At 49.3% G+C, this 16,704-nt stretch carries 14 protein-coding genes and 1 tRNA gene; 10 read left to right on the top strand and 5 right to left on the bottom strand.

The genetic code is table 11. The annotated features are described in order from the left end of the window. Positions 1-59: 59 nt before the first annotated feature. Both EIH22_RS02995 and EIH22_RS02990 read left to right on the top strand, forming a co-directional pair. The gene (locus EIH22_RS02995; RefSeq protein WP_124054318.1) at positions 60-1,184 is read left to right on the top strand and encodes a DUF6667 domain-containing protein; all 1,125 of its coding nucleotides are present in this window, start codon (positions 60-62) and stop codon (positions 1,182-1,184) included. A 44-nt stretch (positions 1,185-1,228) separates the two neighbouring features. After that, positions 1,229-1,301, top strand: a tRNA-Ala gene (locus EIH22_RS02990). A 224-nt stretch (positions 1,302-1,525) separates the two neighbouring features. Here EIH22_RS02990 and EIH22_RS02985 read toward each other — a convergent pair. From EIH22_RS02985 to EIH22_RS02965, 5 genes are all read right to left on the bottom strand, one after another. Next, the gene (locus tag EIH22_RS02985) at positions 1,526-2,581 is read right to left on the bottom strand and encodes a Gfo/Idh/MocA family oxidoreductase (RefSeq protein ID WP_200829152.1); all 1,056 of its coding nucleotides are present in this window, start codon (positions 2,579-2,581) and stop codon (positions 1,526-1,528) included. A 147-nt stretch (positions 2,582-2,728) separates the two neighbouring features. Then, the gene (locus EIH22_RS02980; RefSeq protein ID WP_124054317.1) at positions 2,729-3,589 is read right to left on the bottom strand and encodes a sugar phosphate isomerase/epimerase family protein; all 861 of its coding nucleotides are present in this window, start codon (positions 3,587-3,589) and stop codon (positions 2,729-2,731) included. Positions 3,590-3,666: 77 nt separating this feature from the next. Continuing rightward, a complete protein-coding gene (gene iolG, locus EIH22_RS02975) occupies positions 3,667-4,653 on the bottom strand; it encodes an inositol 2-dehydrogenase (RefSeq protein ID WP_124054316.1) in 987 nt (328 codons plus the stop codon). 47 nt (positions 4,654-4,700) lie between these two features. Continuing rightward, positions 4,701-5,780 carry a transaldolase family protein gene (locus EIH22_RS02970; RefSeq protein WP_124054315.1) on the bottom strand — a complete coding sequence of 360 codons (1,080 nt, stop codon included), beginning with the start codon at positions 5,778-5,780 and terminating at the stop codon, positions 4,701-4,703. A 116-nt stretch (positions 5,781-5,896) separates the two neighbouring features. Then, positions 5,897-6,670 carry a GntR family transcriptional regulator gene (locus EIH22_RS02965; RefSeq protein WP_124054314.1) on the bottom strand — a complete coding sequence of 258 codons (774 nt, stop codon included), beginning with the start codon at positions 6,668-6,670 and terminating at the stop codon, positions 5,897-5,899. Positions 6,671-6,887: 217 nt separating this feature from the next. Between EIH22_RS02965 and iolC the strand changes: the two genes are divergently transcribed. The 8 genes from iolC to EIH22_RS02930 all read left to right on the top strand — a co-directional run bounded on the left by iolC (position 6,888) and on the right by EIH22_RS02930 (position 16,699). Next, positions 6,888-7,901 (top strand): 5-dehydro-2-deoxygluconokinase, encoded by a 1,014-nt coding sequence (iolC, locus tag EIH22_RS02960; protein WP_200829151.1) that lies wholly within the window; start codon positions 6,888-6,890, stop codon positions 7,899-7,901. Positions 7,902-7,948: 47 nt separating this feature from the next. Continuing rightward, positions 7,949-8,818 (top strand): Cgl0159 family (beta/alpha)8-fold protein, encoded by an 870-nt coding sequence (locus EIH22_RS02955; RefSeq protein ID WP_124054313.1) that lies wholly within the window; start codon positions 7,949-7,951, stop codon positions 8,816-8,818. Beyond that, complete coding sequence (iolB, locus tag EIH22_RS02950) at positions 8,815-9,747, top strand: 5-deoxy-glucuronate isomerase (protein WP_124054312.1); 933 nt, start codon at positions 8,815-8,817, stop codon at positions 9,745-9,747. The genes EIH22_RS02955 and iolB overlap by 4 nt, the downstream gene beginning before the upstream one ends. 22 nt (positions 9,748-9,769) lie before the next feature. Then, a complete protein-coding gene (gene iolD, locus EIH22_RS02945; protein WP_124054706.1) occupies positions 9,770-11,704 on the top strand; it encodes a 3D-(3,5/4)-trihydroxycyclohexane-1,2-dione acylhydrolase (decyclizing) in 1,935 nt (644 codons plus the stop codon). Between the two features lie 47 nt (positions 11,705-11,751). After that, positions 11,752-13,245 carry a CoA-acylating methylmalonate-semialdehyde dehydrogenase gene (locus tag EIH22_RS02940; protein ID WP_124054311.1) on the top strand — a complete coding sequence of 498 codons (1,494 nt, stop codon included), beginning with the start codon at positions 11,752-11,754 and terminating at the stop codon, positions 13,243-13,245. A gap of 236 nt (positions 13,246-13,481) precedes the next feature. Further along, positions 13,482-13,619 (top strand): hypothetical protein, encoded by a 138-nt coding sequence (locus EIH22_RS08905; RefSeq protein ID WP_160149008.1) that lies wholly within the window; start codon positions 13,482-13,484, stop codon positions 13,617-13,619. Between the two features lie 126 nt (positions 13,620-13,745). Further along, positions 13,746-15,365 carry an MFS transporter gene (locus EIH22_RS02935; RefSeq protein WP_124054310.1) on the top strand — a complete coding sequence of 540 codons (1,620 nt, stop codon included), beginning with the start codon at positions 13,746-13,748 and terminating at the stop codon, positions 15,363-15,365. Between the two features lie 224 nt (positions 15,366-15,589). Further along, entirely contained in the window at positions 15,590-16,699 is a 1,110-nt protein-coding gene (locus EIH22_RS02930) for a zinc-binding dehydrogenase (protein ID WP_124054705.1), read from the top strand. Positions 16,700-16,704 lie beyond the last annotated feature (5 nt).

Raw genomic sequence — 16,704 nt, 5'->3', positions numbered from 1 at the left:
GTGACCTGATATTTCACATCAATATCTTTTCAACACGCCCACCCTGAAGAGCCCTACTCGTGGTTGAATTTAATACGGTAAGGAATGTGGGTGGAGACGGTATTGCAATTGCTTTAGTGGTACTGCTCTTGCTGCTTTATGTATTGCCCGCTTTGTTTAAACGCCGCAGGGTTTTGAATGAGGCTGTGATAGACGAAAAGTATGCGCAAGAGCTACGTATCATCCAAGGTCGTACCCATAAAATCCAACCAAAAACAAATGTAGAACACGGAACAATTTTCACAACGGAGCGCAAGATGAAACAAGTAGCGGGAGCAAAGGCAGCGCGGCGGCCGAAGACTCTTGATGTGCGTGCTGTTGCGCGCAAACGTTCCCAGGCTAAGGCTCGTATTGCCAAGCGCTACGTTTACCATGTGCGCGGAATGGCAATTGGAACTGTTGCCGTTGTGCTCACTGTTCTATTTTGGATTCTTGCCGGTACAACGACTTTCCCTACTTTGGCAGCCGCTATCTCAACCGGCGCCGGTGCTGTTTATCTAGCTAGCCTGACCTACTTGATTCGGGTGTGGCAGAAGTCGGATGAAATTGATCGTGCGCGCGTAGCTAAGTATGACGCATTGTTACAAAAGTCTGGTGGAAAGTTCCGTGATGTTGCAGCGGCAGGTTTAGTTGCGCACCAAGGTTCGAAGGATTCCGACGACGCTGCGAGCGTCATCGACGTGGAGGCTGAGGCTACACATGAAGCTGAAGTTTTGCCGGTTGGAATGACCTTCGATCAGATTTCACGTGCGTCACGTCGCCCACAGGCTCGCAAGAGTGGTGAAGTTACTGGGAGTGAAAACCGAGTTCAGGCTAGCGTTGAACGTTCAGGTGAAGTGCGTGAAGCCGAAGTAGGCTCACGTTCACGAGTGGTGATGCCACAAACTTCTGGTGTACGCGTTCCAGCTCCCAGTTACACAATTAAACCACGGATCCACAAGCGTGCAGTTAAGCCATTTGAAGCGGCTGAAGAAGCTAGTGCAGCAGTTCCATACCGTCCTGCAAAGATGGGAGAACGCTTTAGTGATGTGGCAGTTGAGGCGCCAAACGCAGCTCCTGAAATGACCGGAAACGAAGAACTCCGTAAGGATCTGCTAGGCGGGGGAGCAATGCTTGATAGCTTGCTTGATCGCCGGCGTGCTTGATTTTTTGAAGTTCGGTAGTCCGCGGTGCTAGGATCTATACGTTCGGGGCATTGGCGCAGTTGGTAGCGCGTTTCGTTCGCAATGAAAAGGTCAGGGGTTCGAATCCCCTATGCTCCACGTATGAAATGGGCAAGGTATAAATCCTTGCCCATTTTGTGTTTTGGCTGAATCTAAAATTCGCCCAAAATGAATTGCCATTATAATTTACTCGCCCAATCGGATCTAATATTGGTAGAACTGTCTGCTTCTAGGTATTTTGCCACTGTATCCTTAAACTGGCGATAGTAATCCCTTTTGAGACGATGAAGATTTTGTCGAGCGGGCGAGAGTGGCGATAAAAATTAATTTTTCCAATCAATTTTTAGCATTTCGCCAATTTCAAATGATTCCTTGCATCGATATGCGATGCGTGAGGTCGCAGTACCATCATATACAGTGACCTCAGGGTGGCGTTTGTCGAGAATACATCTACAGAATTCTTCTATTTCGTTAATGTAAGCTTGATGCCAGCGTGACACAAAATCTTGATAACATTCCTTTCGAACACCATATTCATCAAAAATTTCCAATAAGTTTGGTGAAGGAACTGCAGCAATACGCAATGCCCCACGAGTTCCAATGATCTCTGTTTCTACATTGCTACCGTGTGCGGCTGCGCGTCCTGCGAACATAAATGCCATTGTTTCGTCGTCGCATTGCAACATTATTGATACATTGTCGCCATCGTTCCATTGACGATATTCTTCAAACTCGAAGCACCCTCCGATTCCCCATACGCGCTCCGGTTGTGCGCCACTGAACCAGCGGACTAAATCAATATCATGCACACACATATCTAGGAATTGGCCACCGCTATGTGGAGCAAACTTCAGTGTTCCTTCAATCGTGCTTATTGGATCTTGTGTGTAACTACGTACTAGAATTATCCGTCCTATTTCGCCCCGATCAATTCGAGCTTTAGCATCAAGGTATGAGGGGTCAAAGCGACGCATAAAACCCAACATGAAAATGAGATCTGGGTGTTCCTCGACGGCTGATTCTGCGGTCTTGCATGCTTCTATTGTGGAACCCAATGGTTTTTCATAGAAAACATGTTTTCCGTAATCCATCGCGATGCGTATCTGTTCAGGGTGTAGAGCTGAAGGAGACACAATAGTAATGGCATCGATATCTGGGTTTTTACACATCTCTTCGAAGTCTGTGTAAACATTGGGAACGTCTAATTCTTTCGCTACTGCTTTTAGATGATCTTCTGCAATATCGCACAAGGCAACGAGCTCACAGTCGGGAATAAGTTTTGCCATGTTGAAAGCGTGCTCATAACCTAAACGACCTAAACCAACAGAACCAATTCGTAATTTGTTCATGGATATTACCTCCTTGTAAATATCATTCACTTTAAAGTAAGGCACTCCCCAGAAAACCAAGGAGAGGAATAGTTTTCTGGGGAGTGTTACTTAGGATTTTGTGAATTGTGCCAGTCGTTTTGCTTGCAATAGCCAACTGCTAAGCCAACCGCCTGGAAACACAATCACGCGTGTAACCTACGCTAATGCTTTCAATGCCTCGAAGGACTTTCTGGCGCTCTCGATCGGTCCCGCTCCTTCAGGAGGCTCTTCGTCAATCATGATGTCCTGCTCAAGCACATAGTAGCCGTCAAAACCAGCTTCATCGAGCAAGGTAACGATCTTCTGGAAGTCAATATCTCCTTCGCCGATGGGTGCGAACATTCCCGCTTTAACGCCCTCACCCCATACGATCTCTCCCGGCAAGAGCTTATCGGTCATATCCTTGTGAATGTCCTTCGCATGGACGATATCCACCCGATCAGCGTATTTCTCCACCAAAGCCACAACATCGGCACCGCCACAAGCCAAGTGGCCAGTGTCGAGGCAGAGTCCAACCGTCGAGTTATCGAGCACACGCTCAACTTCGTCGAGGTTCTGAATCATAGTTCCCCAGTGAGGGTGTACGCAGGCAATCACTCCATTTTCAGCACATACCGCGGTGATTCGGTCCAAGTTAGTGAACAGGGTCTTCCAACCTTCCTCATCCAACACTGGGCGAGCATCGTATCCATCTTGGCCAGAATCTGCTGCCAAGATTAGATAGCTTCCACCAGCTGCGGCGAATGCTTCGAGCTCTTTCTTTACTGCTGGAATAGGATCAACGTTAGGATCGTGCATTACTGCAAGGAAAAACGATCCAACCGGCTCGAGTCCAAACTTAGATACAGCCTGAGCACGAGCTTCAGGCTCGGTTGGCAACCATCCCTGTGGGCCAAATTCAGTTGCAGTTAGGCCAATTTCTTTCATTTCTTTGAGCACGCGGTCGGGGGACATTTGGTAACCCCACCCAGGTACTTCACATACGCCCCATGAAATCGGAGCTCCGGCTATCTTCATTGATATGGTTCCTTTCAAATCTGGAGTAGCTACGCATTTGTGTAACTACACATGGCTCTGTTGCCAAACGGCTGTAATTACAGTTGGACTTGCTTACCGGTGTGTGCAGATTCAGCCGCTGCTTCAGCGATCACTAAAGCCTTAACGGCGTCGTCAATTGAAGGCGAAGGTGCGGCACCAGCGCGGATCGATTCTAGGAATGCGTCGAGCTCATAGGCATAAGCTTCCGTGTAACGCGTAAGGAAGAAATCGAGGTAGGGATCTTGGGCATCCGTCGTCGTCCCGTTTGAGAGTCGAACTGTGGTGGGGCGAATATTTTCCGCATTGAGCATTCCTTTGTTACCGAAAACCTCAAGGCGCTGATCGTAACCCGAAGCGCAGTGGCGTGAGTTTGTGATCGTCGCGGACTTTCCGTCAGAGTTTGTTAGCACAATGACGACGCCGTCATAGTCACCCGTGTCCGCAAGATCTGGGTCAAGGTGTTGCCCGACTGCGTACACAGAGGTTACATCACCAAGGAAGTAACGCGCGGTATCGAAATCGTGAATAGTCATATCCTTGAAGATTCCGCCCGACTGAGCAATATACTCACGTGGCGGAGCTGCCGGATCACGTGAAATGATCGTTACCTGCTCGAGGTCGCCGATTGCGCCTTCTTCCAGCAGGCGATGAATCTTGTTGAAAGAGGGATCGAAGCGGCGGTTAAAGCCCATCATTACCATTGGCTTTGCGTCGCCAACGGCAGCCTTGAGTCGATCAACTTCCGCCATATCCATTGCGATTGGCTTTTCACAGAGTGCGGGTTTACCCGCCGCATGAGCAGCCAAGATGTGGTCCACGTGGAAAGGAGTCGGAGAGCAGATGATGACGGCGTCAACATCGTCGGCTGCAAAAACGTCAGCTGGATCCGTGGACGCCTTTGCGCCGTATTTTTGAGCGAGTTGAGCAGCTGAATCACCGAACGGGTCAGCAACCATAACGAGCTGAGCATCAGGATGTGCAGAAACAGCGTTGGCATGAACATGAGCGATTCGCCCTGCACCAATGATTCCAATTTTGAACATAGGAATTTCTCGTTTCTAATAAGTATGTGAAGTCAGAGTTTTAAGGTTTACGGTGCGGGAACAAGGATGTCACGAACAAGAACATCCAAGTCGTTATCAGCTGCGAGGAACTGACGTAAGGTGCGAGCAGTCGGACCGAAGGTATCAAATTCTTCCACATCCATTCCGTCCTCCTCATATGCGCGAACGAAATCAGGAATGCGGCGCAGTTCCTCAATGTAGTGCTCATCAACAGGAACGCTCATGCGCTCGCGAACTTCGTAATCGGAATCGTTGACGATTTGTTGCCACTTGAATGGTGGGGAAACCACGACGTCGCCACCTTGGAACTCGGACCATTGGTAGCAGTTTCGGAAAGCTGCAACTAGGACGCGTGAGGAGAAGTTACGCTCTTGGAAAATTGCGTAAGCCTTCTTAACAGCTGCGATACCGGCCCATTCAAGTGCCGAAGCATCGATGAAGATCTTGTCACGGGCGACGACGTACTTCAGCCAGTCATCGAGTCGCCCAACCATGATCGTCACCACTGGTCCCATGGTTGAGACATCATGGCCAGCGGCTTTGCGCTTTTCGAGACCACGTTCGATTGCTTCGGCTGCTTTCACTGCTTGTGGAACAGAGAAAGAAACGGTTACGTTGACCGAAACTCCGCGTTCAGTTGCCATCTCGATTGCTTCGATTCCCGTCTTAGTGGCCGGAATCTTCACGACGATGTTCTTCGCTAAGTTGTGGAAACTTTCTGCTTGATCAGCCAAAGCTTGAGGGTCACGATGAAGGCGTGGATCGGTTTGCACCGAAAGCCTTCCGTTTCGCCCGTTGCTTTCTTCGAACTTGTCTTCGAGTAGCTTGGCAGCTTCAACTGACATATCTTTTACCGCTTGCCAACCGATTGTTGACTCTGACCAAGTTGGGTTGCTTTCAGCGATTGTACGAATACGATCCGTCCATACATCGCGGTTCTTGGAAATGGTTGTATAGGCAATCACGGGATTGCATGTTGCGCCAACTGCTCCGAAAGAAATGGACTGCTGTAGTTCATTAAGGTCAGATGAGTCGTTCCATAATACTGTTGGGAAAGCCCGAGTTGCGTCTAGCAGCGGGCCACTTGTGTACTGAATATCAGCCATTGATGCTCCTGTACTTTGTATGGTACGCGGATACCACCGTTGGGATCTGCGTCATGTACCCATGATCGTATATACAAAGGTGGGAAATGTCAATGTTTTGTAATTACATTAGTAATTTAATCAGCAACCAATGGCATAACAACATTATATTGAGCAGCATTGTAGGCATGTGAGCCAAACTCAATTACCTCACCGGTGCTTGAGTAGGCTACACGTTCCATGGTTAGTAGCGCTGCTCCGGGCTCAAGGTTAAGGAGTTTTGCCTCTGCCTCGTTGGCGATCTTTGCGCCAATCGTTTGAGTGGCTGAAGCTAAAAGGATTCCTCTTTGGCTAAAGCATTCATAGAGTCCGAAGGCTGAAAGATCGGTCAGTGATGGGGCATTTTCCGATGCGATGGTATTTCGCATAATTGCCAGAGGGGTACTGTTTACGCTGCGCAAACGTTCGATAGTAACGAGCTCGCTACCTTCTTCACATTCGAGTCGAGCCGCATTTTCTGCATCTGCAAAATGAACGGTGTAGCTCAGCACTTTCGTTTGTGTAGCGTAACCAGCCTGAACTAAATCGTCGTTTAGGGAGGTGAGGCCGATCTGGCGGTGTACGTGATTTGGAGTGACGCGCGTTCCTGTTCCGCGACGTCGAATCAAAAGGCCGTTGTTTACCAGTTCTTGTAAGGCTCGACGTGCGGTGGGGCGAGATATCTTGAGCCGGTTGGACATTGTTACCTCGTCTTCTATGAGGCGACCAGGCTCGAGTTCACCGGACATAACCAGCTCTGAGAGTGGGGTGGAAATCTGCTGATATAGAGGCGTGTCTGAATTTCGATCTAATTCGATATTGACGATATATGGAGTGTCGAGCGAAGCGGAGTTGGCACTACGAGAATTCATGACAGGCTTCCTAACTGTACAAATGCTGGTTTAATGTGAAAATAACAGCGAATATATAAATTGTACCTGACGTTACATTTAACGTCTAAAGATTGGGATTTTGCGAACCTTTGTATGCCTAAAAGTTTAGTTTGTAAATACAAACGCTTGACACTGGCTTTGGAACGTGTTGATAATTGAGATGTTGATCCCCTCAAAGACGTGGAAGGCCTGTGTAATGTCAACTCACGATGTTCCAGACGTGATCACAATTGGTCGCTCGGGTGTAGATATCTATCCTCTTGAAACCGGAATTGGTTTAGAAGAAGTAAAAACTTTTGGAAAATACTTGGGAGGCTCGCCCACCAATGTTGCCGTGGCCGCGGCTCGATACGGTCACAAGTGCGCAACGATTACCGGCGTCGGCGATGACCCGTTTGGACGCTTCGTCAGAAACGAAATGACGCGACTGGGTGTCGATGATAGTTTCGTCAAGGTTCACTCAGAGTTCAATACGCCTGTTACATTCTGTGAAGTTTTCCCACCGGACGATTTCCCACTGTATTTTTATCGGCAGCCTTCAGCGCCGGACCTAGAAATCGCGATTGAGGATATTCCAGTAGAAGCTGTTAAGGCAGCCAAGGTATTTCTTTTCTCAGGAACAGGGCTGACGGTCGAGCCGAGCCGATCGGCTCACCATGCGGCCTTAGATGCCCGCGCAAAAGCACACTGGACGATTGCAGATCTCGATTATCGACCAATGTTTTGGGAATCGGAAGAGAAGGCTGTTGAGGAAATCTCTGCGGTATTGGACAAGGTTAACGTGGCGGTTGGAAACAAAGAAGAGTGCCGCATCGCCGTGGGAGAAACGGAACCAGACCGTGCAGCTGACGCACTATTGGAGCGCGGAGTTGAAATCGCTATCGTCAAACAAGGACCGCGCGGTACACTTGCGAAAACTCGAAGTGAGCGAATCGAAGTACCTGTAACCAAAGTTGATATTTGTAATGGCTTGGGTGCTGGAGATGCCTTCGGAGGGGCACTGTGCCACGCCTTGATTTTGGGATGGGATCTTCCACAAACTATTCAATTTGCGTCCACCGCCGGTGCAATTGTTGCTTCCCGGCTTGAGTGCTCAACGGCGATGCCTGCGGCTGAAGAAGTGTTCCAGCTTATTAAAGACAACCCGCAGTCGCAGCCGCGGGTACAAGAACAAGACCCATTTATTAAAGAACAAGGAAAGCTTTCCTGAGCAAAGTCACGCATCAATATTCGGTGATGACGAGGAGTGTGGAGAAAATGTCAGTTACAATTGAGGATATCGCGCAAGTTCGCGCAGATTCTCCTGAAAAAATTATGGAGGCTTTGGAGTTTCGTGCTCCCGCAACTACACTGGAGCCTGGCCAGAAACACCTGATTATCGCGCTTGATCATCCGGCGCGTGGCGCTTTAGGAGCGGGTTCGAAATCGCTCGCGATGGCGAACCGTCAAGAAGCTCTGGAGCGTTGTGTTGCGGCGCTGGGCAGACCCGGAGTCACAGGTTTTCTAGGAACTGCAGACTTTATCGAAGACCTCGCCCTGCTCGGTGCCTTGGATGGTAAGTACGTTTATGGTTCGATGAATCGCGGTGGTTTACAGGGGTCCGTTTTCGAGATGGACGATAAGTTCACCTGTTACGACGCCGAAACCATCGTTGCGCACAAGTTAGACGGTGGTAAAACCCTCACCCGAATTGACCTTGGTGATCCTGCAACTGTAGACACCCTTAAAGCCACGGCGCAGGCTATAAACTCGATGGCTGAGGTGAAGAAACCGATCATGGTGGAACCATTTATTTCACGCAGAGTAGATGGGCAAGTATCGAATGATTTGAGTCCGGAAGCAGTAATTAAATCAATCACGATTGCTTCTGGTTTAGGAGTGACATCGGCCTATACCTGGCTAAAACTGCCGTGCGTTGAGCAGATGGAACGCGTAATGGCGGCTACCACCCTTCCTTCCCTCATCTTGGGTGGCGAAGTGGCTAAGGATCCGCAAGCAGCCTTTGATGGCTGGGGCAAAGCCCTAAACCTTCCGAACGTTTACGGTTTGGTGATTGGTCGTTCCCTTCTCTATCCCACGGGAGACGACGTTGAAAAAGCAGTTGATCAAGCAGTGGAGCTTCTATGAACGACAACGAAAAATACGTAATTCCTGCCCGTAGTACTGCGCAGGGAATGTTCGATACCTGGATTACCCAAGAAGCAGCTGGGTGGGAGTATTCTTCGCTTCGCATCGCATCACTCGACGTGGGTGAAAGCGTTGAGTTTTCCACGGAATTTGAAGAAATTCTGGTGCTTCCGTTAAGCGGAAGCGCAGTGGTTGAAATAAGAAATGAAGAATATGAATTGCGTGGGCGCTCGTCTGTATTCGAAGACCTCACAGACTATCTCTATGTTCCACGCTCAACAAACATCAAGTTGACGGCAACTACCGCTGGTCGTTTTGCCATTCCGGGTGCAAGATCTACCAAAGATTTACCGGTTCGTTATTGCCCACGTTCGGAGGTTCAGTCAGGGATTCGAGGTGCGGGAAATTGTTCACGTCAAGTTACGAACTACGCACTCGGAAATGAGGTTGAAACTTCGCATCTTCTGGTTTGTGAAGTGATTACCCCGGGAGGGAACTGGTCCAGTTACCCACCGCACAAGCACGATGTTCATAACGAAAACGAGCGCGAACTAGAAGAGATCTACTATTTCGAAATCGCCAAGGGCGGACCGAATAAGAGTACCGAAGGCTTCGGTTTACAACGAGTCTATTCTTCGCCAGGTAAGGATATTGACGTGTGTACCGAGGTGCGGTCGGGAGATACAGTGGCGGTTCCCTTTGGGTATCACGGTCCGTCTGTGGCTGCGCCCGGTCACGACATGTACTACCTCAACGTGATGGCTGGACCATCTGAAGACTCAGTGTGGATGATGACTGACGATCCCGTACACACCTGGCAACGCCAAGCTTGGGAAGGCGACGACGTCGATCCCCGGCTTCCCTTTTTCTCCCTAGCGGGCTCCGAGGACGCCGCGACAAAACCTTCAACTTCCGATCAGGAGGACTAGCAACATGATTGATCTCAACGAAATGAATCTTAGTCACGACGCCAATGGCCAAGGTAGCGACGGTGCCGTTGAAAATACCATCCGCCTTACGGTGGGCCAAGCAATCATTCGTTTTTTGGTGAATCAGTACGCCGAACGAGATGGCGTTGAAAAGCGCCTAGTCGCCGGTGCTTTCGGCATATTTGGACATGGCAATGTTGCAGGTATTGGTCAGGCACTTCTTCAAAACGAGATTGACCCAGATCCTGACGGCGGCGAAATGCCTTATCGTATGCCTCGCAACGAACAAGGAATGGTGAACGCAGCTGCTGCCTTTGCAAAGGCTACCAATCGCATGCAGACGATGATGTGCACCTCGTCTATTGGGCCGGGAGCACTCAATATGGTTACGGGCGCTGCGCTTGCTACCACGAACCGCTTACCTGTGCTTTTGTTTCCTGCGGATCAATTCGCTACTCGATTTCCTGATCCTGTTTTGCAACAGATCGAGAACTCCCAAACTCTCGATACCTCGGTAAACGATGCGTTCCGTCCAGTATCTGTTTTCTTTGATCGTATTAACCGACCCGAGCAACTCATTCCTTCGCTGATGCAGGCGATGAGAGCGCTTACAGATCCAGCCGAAACTGGTGCGGTCACGATCGCACTTCCACAGGACGTTCAAGCAGAAGCATATGATTTTCCAGCTGAGGCGTTCGCAAAGCGAGTGTGGCACGTTCGTCGCCCGCCGCTGGAGAAGACTGCGCTCGATCGTGCAGTGCAGCTGATTAAGGGAGCGAAGAGACCACTTGTGGTTGCCGGCGGAGGTGTTATTTACTCTGAGGCTTCCCGTGAACTGAGAAAATTCGCTGAAGCTACCGGAATCCCAGTTGCTGATACTCAAGCCGGAAAAGGCGCAATCAACTTTGACCACCCGCAGTCGGTTGGGGGCATTGGTTCCACCGGTGCAGATGCCGCTAATCATTTAGGGGAGAACGCCGATGTGGTTCTTGGCATTGGAACACGCTATTCGGATTTCACTACGGCTTCCCGTACCCAATTCAAGAACCGTGATGTGAAATTTGTGAATGTTAACGTCAAAGCCTTCGACGCGGTGAAGAACGGTGGCGAAATGCTGGTTGCCGATGCTCGCGAAGCTCTGGCGGATTTGACTGATGCGCTCGCGGATTACCGGGTGAGTGATGAATACGCGCAGGAGATCGCTCAGGAAAAGCAGGCATGGGAACACGAGGTTCAGCATTGCTACCACCTTGGGCATGGGCCTTTACCAGCTCAAACAGAAGTTTTCGGGGCGCTTAACGAATTGATGTCCGATAGTGATGTAATCATTAACGCCGCAGGGTCGATGCCTGGAGACTTGCAGGCACTTTGGCAGGCGCGTACTCCTGAGCAATACCACGTCGAATATGCTTTTTCGACTATGGGATACGAAATTCCAGCTGCTCTGGGCGTAAAGTTAGCGATGCCTGAATCTGAAGTGGTAGCGATTGTGGGTGATGGAACTTACCAGATGCTACCGATGGAGCTTGCCACGATTGTGCAAGAAAACATCAAGGTAATCTTTGTTCTTTTGCAAAACTACGGTTTTGCATCGATTGGTGCTCTATCAGAATCGCACGGTTCTCAACGTTTTGGCACTAGGTACCGTATGGGAGCAGGTAATGCCCACAATCAAGAAGGTGAAATCCTTCCGGTGGATATCGCTAAAAACGCTGAATCTTGGGGACTGAATGTGCTACGTGTTTCTTCGATCGAAGAGTTTAAATTGGCCTACCACGAAGCAACTCAAGCACCGCGCGCCACGATGATCTATATCGAAACTGATCTGATGGGACCGAATCCTCCTAACTGCTCATGGTGGGATGTGCCGGTTTCCCAGGTATCGCGCCTGGAATCAACGCAAAAAGCCTATAAAGAATACGTGGAGTCAAAGAAGGATCAACGTCATTATTTCTAAGCCTTAGTTCTTAGAGGTTTAGAAACAGCAGCAGAAAAGGAGTAACAATGGAAACGATTCAGCAGTGGATCAATGGTGCCGAGTACGCTGGAGTACCGGATAAAATTGCCCCAGTTGAAAATCCTGCAACGGGAAAAGTGGAGGCTCAGGTTCACTTAGCGTCTCGAGAAGACCTTGACTACGCCGTGAAAGTAGCCCAAGAAGCTCAACGTAAATGGGCAAAGGTATCATTGGCTAAGCGCACAGAAATCATGTTTAAGATGCGTCAATTGGTACTTGATCATCAAGATGAAATCGCGAAGTCAATTGTGGCAGAACACGGAAAGGATTATTCTGACGCGTTGGGAGAGATCCAGAGAGGTCGTGAGACGCTTGACTTTGCCTGTGGCATTAGCGCGGTCCTCAAGGGGGAGTACTCCTTTGATGTTTCTCGTGGAGTTGACGTACATTCGCTCCGTCAGCCGGTAGGCGTTGTAGCCGGAATCTGTCCATTTAATTTTCCGGTCATGGTTCCGATGTGGATGCATCCAATTGCGATCGCGACTGGAAATGCCTTTATTTTGAAACCTGCCACCACTACGCCGTCGGCATCACTGATTATCGCAAAGCTTTACAAGGAAGCTGGCTTGCCGGACGGTGTATTTAACGTGGTATCGGGTTCGCGTGATCGTGTAACAGACATTTTGAAGCACCCCGGAATCGATGCAATTTCTTTCGTTGGATCTACACCGGTTGCTCATATCGTTCAAGACACCGCCACTGCTCACGGCAAGCGAGTACATGCTCTCGGTGGTGCAAACAACCATGCGATCGTACTCCCGGATGCGGATCTGGATTTTGCTGCGAAGCATATCGCTGCCGCTGCATTCGGCGCGGCAGGTGAGCGATGCATGGCTCTTCCCGCCGTCGTCGCTGTTGGAGATATTGCAGATGAACTCGCTCAAAAGGTTGCAGCCGCTGGTCGTGAAATTAAAGTTGGTTACGGCTTAGATGAGGGTGTTCAGATGGGTCCGGTGATTACCGCAAGTGCCAAGAAACGAATCGTTTCGCTTATTGACGACGCCGAGGCTCGTGGAGCCAAGGTTGTTCTCGATGGTCGCAACATCGTTGTTCCTGGATACGAGGATGGATTCTTTGTTGGGCCAACAGTGGTGACCGGGGTTGACCTTGAGGCGGATTTGTATCGCGAGGAGATTTTTGGTCCAGTTTTGACTATCACGAAGGCATCTAGTTACGAAGAAGCAATTGCCTTGGTTAACGCCCAACCATTTGGTAATGGTTCGGCTATCTTCACGAATGACGGCGGTATGGCACGTCGCTTCCAGTTAGACGTTGAAGCAGGAATGGTTGGTGTTAACGTTCCAATCCCGACGCCTGTTGCTTATTACTCGTTTGGCGGTTGGAAGGGATCATTGCTGGGAGATACTCATATTCATGGTCCAGAAGGAGTACGTTTCTATACCCGTGCGAAAGTAGTGACTTCGCGCTGGCCATCAGAAGAGTCTTACGAAGCAACGATGTCTTTCCAGCGCGAAGACTGAGATTAGTTGCCGGGGGTTTGCTGGACCGTGCTTAGTCGGTTCAGCAAACCCGTCATGCTCAAAACTATCCTCACTTGAAATGGCTTGTGGATAAAGATTTAGTTAACACAAGAAAATACTGTTTTGGTTAAAAGTAATGTCATTTCATAAAAATACTTGCTATATGTATATACATATGAAAGTATAGTTTCATTCAATCGGACGTAACGGTGCGGACGAGTTGAAAGGGGCAAGGTATGTCGATATGTAATTTTGATATCGATATTCGCAGTACAGACTGGGAATACATGTTACTCGCAGGTGTTACTGGGTGGCATGAATTTGGATTGTTGAATGTTCGAACAATCCCCGTTCTGGGAGTGGATGATGGATGACTCCTAGACCAAAACGTGTTCTTTAGTTATGAGAAGAAGTTTGAAGAACACGAAATCTAAGCCTTAGGGCGATGATCAGTCAGTTAGTGGAACAATGATGTTCAGATAATTAGAAAGACTTGGTTCATGAATGAAAACAAATTTCCTACGAAGGAAGAAATCCGTGCTTTAACGGAAGAAACGCCTATGTCAGGGAAGCATAGGTCGATTGGTTGGGTTGCGGGCATTGCAACCCTGGGTTCGTTCTTATTTGGTTATGATACCGGCGTTATCTCCGGAGCTCTGCCCTATATGTACATTGCTCAGCAGGGGGGCGGTTTCCATCTCACAGCATCTGAGGAAGGGCTTATTGGCGCTTGTCTAATGTTGGGCGCTGCGTTTGGCGCGCTCTTCGGTGGCCGTCTTTCTGATCGCTATGGTCGCCGTCATAACCTGTTGATGCTTTCGGCGATTTTTGTGATTGGGGCCATTGCTTGTTCGGTAGCTCCAAATCTATTGATCATGGCGTTAGCTCGTATCGTTCTTGGATTGGCGGTTGGTGGGGCTTCGGCGACTGTGCCAGTGTACTTAGCGGAGACTGCTCCAAAACGAATTCGTGGAACCATCGTTGCAATTGATCAGTTAATGATTGTGACGGGTCAGCTTGCGGCATTCACCTTCAATGCTATTATTAATGGCGCAGCTGGCGGCCCGAAAGTGGTCGTGGATGCTGATCCTTCTGGGTTGCTTGAGCCGGGCACTCATATGTGGGCTGATGTAGTTTCAAAGGCCTCGCACTTCAACGATGCTGATTATCAAAGCTGGTTCAATCAGTTGGTCATTTCCGATGGAAATGGAAGTACGTGGCGTTGGATGTTGATTCTGTGTACGATTCCTGCAATCTTGTTGTGGTTTGGTATGCGGCTTATGCCTGAATCGCCACGCTGGTACGGTTCGAATCAGCAATACGTCGAAGCAATTGGATCGTTAAAACGAGTACGTGACCACAGAGATGAACCGGTCGAAAATGAAATTTTCGATATGGTGGAGCGTTTGCGAGAGTCTAAGACCGAAAAGAAGAGTACAGTCGGGGACTTGTTCCATACTCCGTGGTTGCGAAAGCTGTTCTTGGTAGGTCTGTTGCTTGCTGCATCGAACCAGCTTACAGGAGTTAATACGGTCATGTACTATGCTCCAAAGGTGCTTGAATATTCGGGAATGACTACGTCGGCATCGATTACGGCCCAGGTAGCAAACGGAGTTATGTCCGTTCTAGGTGCAGCAGGCGGGCTCTTCTTGGTGTATAAATTCCGACGTCGTTCAATTTTGTTGTTCTGTATTGCGGGTGTGTCCGTTTGTATGTTTGCAATTTCGGCGTTGTTTGGATTCCTTATTCAGCCACACATGGCTGCTGGCACAACTCCTGAATCTTGGGCGTCGTTTGCGATTCTTGCAATCATGGGTGTATTTATGCTCATTGTTCAGTCGTCAAATGGCCCAGTGGTGTGGACGATGCTTGGTGAGATTTTCCCATCCCATATTCGTGGAGTTGCAAATGGTTTGGCAGTTTTCTTCCTGTGGATCATGAACGCGCTGGTTGCATGGACTTTCCCGATTATGATGGATGGCTTGGGTGGAACGGTAACCTATGGTGTTTACGGAGTTATCAACGTCATCATGTTCATTGCTCTGTGGCGGTGGATGCCTGAGACTGCGGGCCTTTCGATGGAAGAAATTGAAGTTGAAATGGAGAAGCAGTTCTCCTGAACAGTCAAATGACTTTAGATGCTTTGTTGTTCGATAACGTAGCGGTCATATCTAAAGCGGTGGGGCGAGTGTTGTAAAAACACTCGCCCCACGTTTATATGTAAGTACAAAAGACCTATAAAATTAACCATTTGTTAGGTACAATAAAATTGTGTTTGGACACGATCTAATCGAGCAATGATGCTGGACAATGGAGGACGATTACCGTGAATATCCCACCAACAATGCGCGCCGCAGTTTTGAGGAATGTTACAAAAGGGCTTGAAGTCGAAGAAATAAAAACACCTCGCCCCAAAGATAACGAAGTTCTGATTAAAGTCATCGCCTGTGGTCTTTGCCATTCTGATCTCCATGTGATTCATGGGAAAATAGCTTTTCCGTCGCCGAGTGTGCTGGGCCACGAAGTTGCTGGTGAAATTATTGAACTGGGTCCAAATGTTGGGCGGACTGATCTTCGAGTCGGGCAGCGTGTTTCTGGAGCTTTCCTAATGCCGTGTGGTCAGTGCGAGGCGTGCTCTGAAGGTCGCGATGATCTGTGTGGCCCGTTCTTTGAACTGAACCGACTGAAAGGGCAATTATATGACGGAACGACTCGGCTTGAATCCTTAGATAGTGAACCGATTGCCATGTATTCGATGGGTGCTCTTGCAGAATATGCAGTTATTCCAGCGACGTCTGTGGCACCACTTCCGGAGAGCGTGGACCCGATTCCGGCTGCGATTTTGGGCTGTGCGGCGCTAACTGCTTATGGCGCAGTGCGTCGGGGAGCGGACCTTCGTTACGGGGAGAGCGTTGCTGTGGTTGCAACTGGAGGAGTTGGTTCAAACATTATTCAGATTGCAAAAGAGTTCGGAGCAAAACAGATCATCGCTATTGACGTCGCTGACGACAAATTGGAAGCTGCAATACGGCTCGGTGCCACCGACGTCGTCAACTCGATGGATGACGACGTGCGTGAACGTGTATTTTCACTTACCGGTGGACGTGGCGTTGATGTTGCGTTCGAAGCGTTGGGTAGGCCCGAAACTTGGAACTCGGCACTTGTATCATTAAAAGACGGTGGGCGTATGGTGCCTATTGGCTTAGGTGCAGGAGTTCAAGAGGCGGCGGTTGAAATTAACCGGACCGTGCGACGATCGCAATCGATTCTTGGCTCCTATGGTGCACGCACACGCCAGGATTTGCCTGCGGTTGTTGAGATGGCTGCGCAAGGAAAAATTAGCTACCAAGACATTGTGAGCAGGCGTTTTTCGTTAGAAGACGTTAGCGCCGGTTATTCCCTTTTGGAACAGGGAAAAGTGCAAGGGCGCGCCGTCGTTGACATGGCTCTTTAAGATCC

Origin of the sequence: Arcanobacterium ihumii (genome assembly GCF_900604515.1) — a bacterium.
GTDB classification, from domain to species: domain Bacteria; phylum Actinomycetota; class Actinomycetes; order Actinomycetales; family Actinomycetaceae; genus Arcanobacterium_A; species Arcanobacterium_A ihumii.
The sequence above is the reverse complement of the archived record's forward strand: the minus strand, read 5'-3'. Positions and strand labels throughout refer to the sequence as shown.

What these genes read in the sequence shown, in the direction of transcription:
- EIH22_RS02970 (WP_124054315.1), bottom strand. Translation starts at nt 5,780, where the DNA reads ATGGCTGATATTCAGTACACAAGTGGCCCGCTGCTAGACGCAACTCGG.
- EIH22_RS02930 (WP_124054705.1), top strand. Translation starts at nt 15,590, where the DNA reads ATGCGCGCCGCAGTTTTGAGGAATGTTACAAAAGGGCTTGAAGTCGAA.
- EIH22_RS02980 (WP_124054317.1), bottom strand. Translation starts at nt 3,589, where the DNA reads ATGAAGATAGCCGGAGCTCCGATTTCATGGGGCGTATGTGAAGTACCT.
- iolB (WP_124054312.1), top strand. Translation starts at nt 8,815, where the DNA reads ATGAACGACAACGAAAAATACGTAATTCCTGCCCGTAGTACTGCGCAG.
- iolG (WP_124054316.1), bottom strand. Translation starts at nt 4,653, where the DNA reads ATGTTCAAAATTGGAATCATTGGTGCAGGGCGAATCGCTCATGTTCAT.
- EIH22_RS02965 (WP_124054314.1), bottom strand. Translation starts at nt 6,670, where the DNA reads ATGAATTCTCGTAGTGCCAACTCCGCTTCGCTCGACACTCCATATATC.
- iolD (WP_124054706.1), top strand. Translation starts at nt 9,770, where the DNA reads ATGAATCTTAGTCACGACGCCAATGGCCAAGGTAGCGACGGTGCCGTT.
- iolC (WP_200829151.1), top strand. Translation starts at nt 6,888, where the DNA reads ATGTCAACTCACGATGTTCCAGACGTGATCACAATTGGTCGCTCGGGT.
- EIH22_RS02935 (WP_124054310.1), top strand. Translation starts at nt 13,746, where the DNA reads ATGAATGAAAACAAATTTCCTACGAAGGAAGAAATCCGTGCTTTAACG.
- EIH22_RS02940 (WP_124054311.1), top strand. Translation starts at nt 11,752, where the DNA reads ATGGAAACGATTCAGCAGTGGATCAATGGTGCCGAGTACGCTGGAGTA.
- EIH22_RS02955 (WP_124054313.1), top strand. Translation starts at nt 7,949, where the DNA reads ATGTCAGTTACAATTGAGGATATCGCGCAAGTTCGCGCAGATTCTCCT.
- EIH22_RS08905 (WP_160149008.1), top strand. Translation starts at nt 13,482, where the DNA reads ATGTCGATATGTAATTTTGATATCGATATTCGCAGTACAGACTGGGAA.